Consider the following 7,950-nt stretch of genomic DNA (forward strand, 5'->3'; position numbering starts at 1 on the left):
CATCCGGGGCATCTTGACATCGAGGATGACCAGGTCGGGGCGGAGCTTGGACGCGAGGCTGACGGCCATCTCGCCGTCACCGGCCTCACCGACCACCTCGTAGCCCTCCTCCTGCAACATCTCGCGGAGATCGAGACGGATCAGCGCCTCGTCCTCGGCAATCAGCACCCGGCGGGGGGTCGAGGATGGCTGGCTCATCGAGTCGGACTCCTGGTCTCGCAGGGTTAGGATGACACCGTTGACCCGCTGTAACGCCGGGGTGGGCAGTCGATCCGCACCTTACCCGGCTAGAGTCGTAGAGGAAGCCCTACCTGCACATCAAGCGGTCCGGTAGCGGCTTGCAGTACCCGAGAGCCCCGCGCTCCAACCAGGCGGCCCCTGTACTCCAACGGCAGAGAGACGGTGCTCAAACCACCGACAGTGTGGGTTCGAATCCCACCGGGGGCACGTACAGCATCGACGCGGCGGGGACCTCGTGTGGATGCCGTGCGGGGCGCAGGCATGGCGGCCGCTTCCGCGAGGTCGGCGACCTGATCAAGGTCGGTGGCCGGAATTTTGATCACCATCTGTACCTCCTGATTCTCATGGTTGACGTGGACGGCGAGTTGCGTGATCTCGTAGAGGCATCGCTGCAACGCCTCGGGCGCCTGGCCGAGCGTGAGCTGGAGCTTCGGTAGCGCGTCGAGGAGGGCGAGGCTGTCGGGTCCAGGTCGGTCTGGTTCAGCGTCGTCAGCCACATCAAGATCTTCGACCTTCGCAAGGGCGGCGGCTCGTCTCGAGTCGAGATCGTTGTAGCTGCGCCGTAGCCCCTGGGTGAAGGGATCGGCGGGGTCGCCGTCCTGAGCTTGCCGCAGGATGTTGTCCTGCTTGCGGGCAAGATCTTCGATCCGTCGTTGGAGCTTGCCTCTCGCGGCGGCCCGCTCCTGAGCGTCTCGATCATCAAAGGTCGCGAGTTCGGCGGTCAACAGCGCCACCCGGCTACGCCCGAACACCCGTTCCGCGTAGAAGTCCGGGACGGCGTTGAGGAGGACGTCCTCGCGGATCCGGACCGTCTTGGGGTGTCCGGCCAGTTTGTCTTCGCGTCCCCGGTTGTTCCCCTTCGGCCAGCAGATGTAGGAGACGGGAGCGCCGGGCCGGCTGATGTACCCGATCATACGCCGCCCGCAGGCGCAGAAAATCATGCCCCGGAAGACATAGGTGCGCCGGGCTGCGGGATGGGTGTTGAGGTCATTCCCCTCCCGGGAGCCCCGTCTGGTCTGGCGGTGGGCGTTGAACTCGTCGAACATCCATTTGGGGATCAAAGGTTCGTGGACGGGCTGGTCTGACCAGACCCATTTCTCCGGCGCGTTGACGCTCGCGGCGACCGCGTCGGCCTCGGCCACGAGGCCGAGGACGTCCGCAACGGGTCGCTGTTCGTACAGCGCGCGGACGATCTCACGCCCGCGAGTCCACAACCGCGCGTGGACGTCGCCCGAAGCGTCAGCCGCCCGCTTCGCGGTGCGCCACCAGCGACGAGACGACGCCAAGTCACCGACGTCCGCCGCTGCATGCGCCGTGAAAGCAGCCAGCAGGGCCCCGATCCGGCGCAGCTCGCGCACGACCGTGCTGTCCGTCTCGCCTCGCGCGACCCCGCTGAGTACCGACAGGTCGGCGTCGAGTCGCCGCAACAGTTCGACGGCAGGGTCGGTGCCATAACTGAGGCTGTAGTCGTGCACGATCGCTCGCCACTCGTCAACGCCCGGTACGCCGTCGTCAGGCGCAAGCGACGTGGTCACCGTGTGGCGGGTGGGCTCCATCGCCGCGAGCGGAGCGACCAGACCGGCTCCCGCGAGAAAGCCGCGCCGGTCAACGGGCACAACAACCACCTCATGGGCACTGCGCACAAGCTCGCGATCTCTCACGTTCAGGCTACCGTCACGCGGCCCACCAGTGAACCAAACGCCAGACCCGCCCCGGATTTCAGAGACAGTGGCACGCAGCGCCGAGGCCGGCATGCCCGACCCGGTCATCGTGCCCAGGACAAGACGATCGGCGGCCGTGAAGTTCTCGTAGTCGTCGAGGTCGAGGAGACCGCCTACCGGAGCGCCGTAGGCCACCGCCAGCAGCGCGAGAACACGCGGGGAGGGCCGCGTCCCGGACCGGGCCGGCCATTTCTCCAGCTGACACAGACGCGGCCCGGTCATCGAAGCCCGCCCGTCCTCGTCATATCCGGTGCGCGCGGCGACATCGTTGACCTGACGCGCGGCCTGGTTCAGTGTCCAACCATGGGCGTGCCGCCACGCCGCACGAGGCCGAAACCGGTAACGCCTCGCGAACTCGGCCGCGATCTCACCGTGCCCCATCCCCAAAGCCCGCATACGGGAACGCAGATCGTCCTGCTCCTCGCGCAGACTCAACCGTACCGTCGCCATCTCCACCCACTCAGGTCCTGATCCGCAGCGCACCGCTATCGGCGCAGACTAGAACTCCTGGTGACACTGTCTATGCGTGTTGTGTATGCCTGCTATCGATCTCAGACATAGCCACCACCCCGTGCAGGACCGACGCTCGGGGTGTTCAGACCTGGGCGTGTCGTCGCCGGTGGCTTCCTGACAGCCGCCCGGGTCCAGTAGCCGCAAGCGCCGAATTGGCCAACCAATATGACTTTTGGCTGTCACAGTGAGCTGGTGCTGTCACACCTTGACAGCAAAGGGTCGCGAAGCGTCGCAGTTCGTGTCTTAACCTGGCCGCCGCTGCGATGGCCCATCGTGAGGGGAGTTCCCATGTCAGAGGACGCGGCGGTTCTTGACCGCCTGACCGCGGACCTGTTCGACCTCGGTACCCGGGCGGTGCCGGTGCCCGACGTCGCCGGGTCGAACACGACGTCGGACTGCACGGACGACGGCTGCTCGCGCACCTGCCCGAGCGTGGGTTGCTCGGCGACTTGCAAGGACTGCAAGTAGCACCGCCGGTGCGTCCACGCCTATTCGCGCCTTTGCTGGGGGCCGCGGTGTTGGCGCGCATCCCGCTCCTCCCGGCGGGTGGGGGTGACCTAGAGGGCCGCTCCCTGGACCCGATCGTGGTCGAGGGAATCACGCTCACCTCCCGCGAGGCCGTTGCCTCGGTCCTCAGCGCATCCGGCGCCGGCCGCCCCGCAGCGACTGTCCGCGCCTTTGACCGTCGGGCGCGGCTGCGCCCGACACCGCGAGCGGTCTTCGCCGGCGTCCAGACCGTGGTCGTCGCCGAGCATGGCTGCGCGCTGCGTCTCGGTGGCGATCATCACCTCCGCAGCGCCCCGAGCCCGGTGTCGCTGACGGCCCTCGCCGATCACCTCCTGGACGTTCCCGGAGTGGTCGAACGACTCACCTTCACGACAAACAACCTGGTCCGCCGCCGCGGCCAGCGGTTTGAGCACGAGCAGCAGTCGCTCGGCGCAGGCGTGCCGCAGCTCGTGACCATCCGTGCGACCAAGGCGAGCACCCTGGTCCTACGATTGTGCGAGCAGGGGGCCCGGCACAGCGTGATCAGCGCCGCAGTCGGTGACCGCTGGCCGGCTGTCCCGGAGTCGACGCTGCGCGGCATGGTCATCGAGATGACCCGTCAAGGGTTCCTGCTGACCGACCTGCTGCCCGTCGACCTGGGCGACGATCCACTCACGCATCTGCTCTTCCACCTGCCCCACAGCTGCGACGTCTACGGCCCGCTAGAGGATCTCCGGGCCCGGCTCCACGCCGCTGACCAGCTCCCCCTGGGGGCAGCACCTCGGCTCGCGGCGCTCCACGCGGCACGGGAGGCGTCCGCCCGCGTCTGCGGCCAGGACAACCCGCTCTGCGTCGACGTTGCCGCCGACGCGACCATCACCCTGCCTCGTGCACTGCTGGAGGACGCCGCCGAGGCTGTCAGCGTGCTGTGGACGATGAGCTGTACCAAGCCCACGCTCGCCACCTACCACGCCCGTTTCGTCGACCGGTGGGGCCACGGCCGCTTCGTCCCACTAGTCGACGCCGTCGACCCGGTCATCGGGTTGGGGGACGACGGCATCGAGACCAGCATTGAACCCGCGCAGGCGCCTCCGGAATGCCTCGCGATCCTCGCCGGTCTCCTCGATGACGCGACCGCCCACAGCCGGACTGAAGTTGTCCTGGACGATGCCACCGTTGCCGCGCTCGCTGTGCCCGGCGCCGACCCGCCTCCGCCCGGCGCGGAGGCATACGCCCGCGTGCTCGCCGCCTCGGAGCAGGACCTGGCCGCCGGCCGGCTGCACCTGGCGCTCTACGTCGGTGGCACCCAGGACGCTGGGTCAAGCGCCGGCCGCTTCACCTCACTTCTCCCGGGCAGCCAGCCGCGCGTCGCCGACCCACCATCGGGCGCGCTCGTCGCCGAGGTGGTGGCCCGCCCCCGCATTCCGGTGCTGGCGACGATCGCCCCGCCGACCGGCGTCGCCCCGCTTCGTATCCCGGTCGGGTTCCCCGCCCGGCCGGGTGATCTGCGACTTGACGACTTGCTGCTCGTGGCCGACGCTCAGCGCCTCACGCTGTGGTCGCGGGATCGCCGGTGTCAGGTCGTGCCGGTCCTGAACTCTCGTATCGGGCCGCGTTACCTGCCGGCGGAGGCCCGGCTGCTGGCGCTGCTGGGCCGGTCCGGATGCCGCCCGTGGTGCCTGTTCTCTTGGGGGTCGCTGCGTGACACGGCTTTCCAGCCACGGGTGCGGTACCGGTCGACGATTCTCGCGCCGGCCCGGTGGCGTTTGCCGAGGCTGTTGACAGACGCCGCCCGCGACACCTCGGTGTGGGCGGCACAGCTGCGGTCCTGGCGGCTGTCTACCGTCCCGCCGCCCCCGCCCGTGGTTGTCACCGATGATGCCGAACGACAGCTCCCCCTCGACCTCGACGACCCGCGGGACGCGGAGCTGCTGCGCCGCTATGTGCGGCGCGGGCTGGGGGCCGTCACTGAACAGCCCGGTGGCGATGGCACGATCCAGGATGTCGTGACCGGGCCGTCGGGCCGGCATCTGCTCGAACTCGTCATCCCGCTCGCCGCCACGGCGCCCCCGCAGGCCCCCGCTCGTCCGATCACCGCGCTGCCCCGGCCAACTGGAGCCGGGCAATACCTGCCTGGCGGCCCGTGGCTGTCGCTCGCGATCAGTGCACCGGCGGCCCAGCATGACGAGATCCTCGCCAGCCTCGCCGGGATCCTTCCGGGCCTGCGTGGCATGTTCGACCGCTGGTTCTGGCTGCGCTACCGCACCCAGGCCATCGGCCCACATCTGCGGGTCCGCTTCCACGGGGCCCCGGCCGTACTTGGCGGCGAACTGCTGCCCGCCGTCTCTCAATGGGGCGCGCGCCTGGTGGCGGACGCTCTCGCCTGCGGATTCAGCGTCGAGCCCTACGACCAGGAGATCGAACGTTACGGCGGCCCGTCGGCGATCGAGGCAGCCGAGGAGCTCTTCGCCGCCGACAGCGACCTGGCGCTCGCCGCATTGACCGCGGCCCATGAACCGGACCAGCGGCTCGTGATGGCCGCGCTGACCATGGCGACGGTGGCACGGACGCTCGCCGGCCGTAAACCTGCCGCGCTCGGCCGCCCCCGCCTCGACCGGGCCGCCCATCGCCGCCTCGCCGATCTGCGGCGCCTTGTGAACGACGCGGCCCGCGACGGCACAGCCACGATCCCTCAGTCCCACCCCGCCTGGGCGGGATACCTCGATGCGCTGCGCGCATATCATGACCTTCTGCCCGCCGACCGGCGCGCGGACTGCGCCTCCTCTGTGATCCACATGCATGCCAACCGGCTCCTCGGCGACACCGCCCAGGAGCGGCTCGCCAGGGTTCTGGCTACCGCACATCACCGGCGACGAACTCGACGCCGGCCATGCCGACCCGCCAACCGGACGCGCCGACGCCTGGTGCTACGGCATCTCCGGCATCAGCCACGCGCTCACACTCGCCGGCCAAGCCGCTAAAGAACCTGAGGTGGAGGACGCGTCCCGCGACGCGCTGCGCCTGCTCGCGGAACGGCCGGGCCGCTGGGACGTCGAAGGGCCGACGCTCTGTCACGGATACGCCGGCGTCCTGCGCGCCGCCGACGCCATCCACAACACAGCTGTCGCCGGACACGCCGCGACCGCAATCACTGACGCGTACGACCGCACGCGCCGCTTCGGCTTCGCCCACCTCGCCGGGAGCACGGTCACCGACCGGCCCGGCTTCCTCACCGGCGCAGCCGGAACGGCGCTCACTCTCGCCGAGCACGCCACATTCCCCATGCCCGAGGGCCTGCGCACGACCTGGGACGCCCTGCTGCTGTTGTCCTGACGCCGCCAGACCAAGGCGGTCAGACCGCGACGGGTGCCTGCTCGGCCACCCGGACGAGAACCCGGCTGTCGCGCTTGTCGACCGCCAGCAGAACGCCCGACACCTCCGGACGTCCCACGTCAGCCGGGTGTGCCTCGATCCACAGCTGGACGCCCTGCCCACCGTCACGGTCCCAGTCGCGGACCCGCTCGGCGAGCCGGGCCGCCAGCTCGGCGCCCCGCGGGCCGTAGCCGCAGGCACCGATCTCGTAGCTGGGCATCTCTGCGTCACTGTCAGGAGTCGGCTGCGTCGTGAGATACGCCAGCGTCCCGCCCTCGACGATTCCCATGCTTCCCCACGGCCCCTTCGGCGCCATCAGCCGGCCGCCCTCGACCGCGGCCCGCGACACCAGCAGCCGGCAGAAGCCCTCCAGCGTGGCCAGCCAGAAATCGAGATGCTCCGTCCAGCCCCACGGGACCGCGACCTCGGTCCAGCACACCGCCACAGGATGATCCAACGCACCCCGCAACGCCGAGGCATCCCCCGGGCGGTCGTCATCGAGCCGAATTGTCAGGTCCGGGCCCGCACCGACCGGGATGTTCTGCTCGCGCACGGCACCGACGCCACGCATCGGCATGAACCCGTCCTCCACGACCGACCGGCTACGCAGAACCGCTCCAGCACGCTCGAAGACGACCGTTCGAGTCAGGCCGAGTATCCGCAACGGCACCACCAGACGTCCGCCCTCGGCCAACTGCTCCCACCAAGCCCTCGGGATATCCCATGCGCCCGCTGTGACCACGATCCGGTCAAATGTCGCCCGTCCGGGCACACCGAGCATGCCGTCTCCGTGCACCACCGTCACGGCCGCACCCAGGCTGCTCAGCGCGCCGCGCGCCGCGGATGCCACGGCCTCGTCGTACTCGATCGTCGTCACAGAACCAGCCGGGCCAACAAGATGCGCGAGCAACGCCGCGTTGTACCCCGTCCCCGCGCCGATCTCCAGAACCCGATGCCCCGGATGAACATCGAGATCCTCCAGCATCCCGGCGACCGTGCCCGGCGCAGACGCCGAGCTGACCGGAACCCCGTCGCCGTCGCGATGGGTCACCACCGGGTCCGGCCCATAGGCGCGCTCCAGCGACACGTCGGGCACGAACACGTGCCTCGGCACCGCCCGCATCGCCGCGTCCACCCGGCCACTCAGCGCCGCGCCCGACGGCCGCAGGCCATCGATCATCGCATTCCTCAGCTGGTCGGCTGCCACGCCCCACCTCCAAGATCATCAATTATTTGGCTCAGACAAGATTTTCGTAGCTGAAGATCGGATGAGGCAGTAGTGGGCCGCATGGTGTCAGTTGAGCAGGATGCGCTGGCGGAGCAGGGTGAACCCGGCCCGGCCGAACATTTGACGTTTGATCAGTTTGGTTTTGTTGTTGACGCCCTCGGTTGCTCCGTTGCTGTGGGGCAGGTCGAGGCCGGCCTGGACGGCAGCTCGGTCCTTGTCCAGGCCCTGAAGGAAACTGTGGAGCGCAGGCAGGTCGTCGGCGGTCACGGCCTCGATCCACGCCTGGAGGTTGGCGGGCTCCCGGCCGGGGTGCTCATGGTGGGTCAGTAGTTCGGCGAAGGCGGCGACGTGGCCTGCCACGGCCGTCATCTGGGGGCAGGCGGCGGTGAG

The 7,950-nt window shown here is 69.4% G+C and carries 7 protein-coding genes and 1 tRNA gene; 5 read left to right on the plus strand and 3 right to left on the minus strand.

Going from position 1 to position 7,950, the window contains the following annotated elements:
• The coding region (locus U9979_RS11385) for a response regulator (RefSeq protein ID WP_322779358.1) at nucleotides 1-198 on the minus strand (198 nt) is incomplete at its 3' end.
• A gap of 176 nt (nucleotides 199-374) precedes the next feature.
• Here U9979_RS11385 and U9979_RS11390 point away from each other — a divergent pair.
• The 5 genes from U9979_RS11390 (at nucleotide 375) to U9979_RS11410 (ending at nucleotide 6,293) form a co-directional block, all read left to right on the plus strand.
• Nucleotides 375-447: transfer RNA gene (locus U9979_RS11390), tRNA-Leu, on the plus strand.
• Entirely contained in the window at nucleotides 423-677 is a 255-nt protein-coding gene (locus U9979_RS11395; protein ID WP_322779359.1) for a hypothetical protein, read from the plus strand. Before U9979_RS11390 ends, U9979_RS11395 begins: the two co-directional genes overlap by 25 nt.
• Nucleotides 678-2,762: 2,085 nt before the next feature.
• Entirely contained in the window at nucleotides 2,763-2,942 is a 180-nt protein-coding gene (locus U9979_RS11400) for a hypothetical protein (RefSeq protein ID WP_322779360.1), read from the plus strand.
• A gap of 8 nt (nucleotides 2,943-2,950) precedes the next feature.
• Nucleotides 2,951-5,941: a lantibiotic dehydratase gene (locus U9979_RS11405; RefSeq protein ID WP_322779361.1), complete on the plus strand. Its 2,991-nt coding sequence runs from the start codon at nucleotides 2,951-2,953 to the stop codon at nucleotides 5,939-5,941.
• Nucleotides 5,904-6,293, plus strand: a complete 390-nt coding sequence (locus U9979_RS11410) for a lanthionine synthetase LanC family protein (protein ID WP_322779370.1) — start codon at nucleotides 5,904-5,906, stop codon at nucleotides 6,291-6,293. The genes U9979_RS11405 and U9979_RS11410 overlap by 38 nt, the downstream gene beginning before the upstream one ends.
• A 19-nt stretch (nucleotides 6,294-6,312) precedes the next feature.
• Here U9979_RS11410 and fxlM read toward each other — a convergent pair whose 3' ends face one another.
• A complete protein-coding gene (fxlM, locus tag U9979_RS11415) occupies nucleotides 6,313-7,539 on the minus strand; it encodes a methyltransferase, FxLD system (RefSeq protein WP_322779362.1) in 1,227 nt (408 codons plus the stop codon).
• An 87-nt stretch (nucleotides 7,540-7,626) separates the two neighbouring features.
• Nucleotides 7,627-7,950: transposase (locus U9979_RS11420; RefSeq protein WP_322779363.1), on the minus strand; the 324-nt coding region annotated here is incomplete at its 5' end.

Origin of the sequence: Protofrankia sp. Cas4 (assembly GCF_963555915.1) — a bacterium.
Classification (GTDB): domain Bacteria; phylum Actinomycetota; class Actinomycetes; order Frankiales; family Frankiaceae; genus Protofrankia.

Coding starts and splice junctions, on each gene's coding strand:
- U9979_RS11400 (WP_322779360.1), top strand. CDS start 2,763: ATGTCAGAGGACGCGGCGGTTCTTGACCGCCTGACCGCGGACCTGTTC.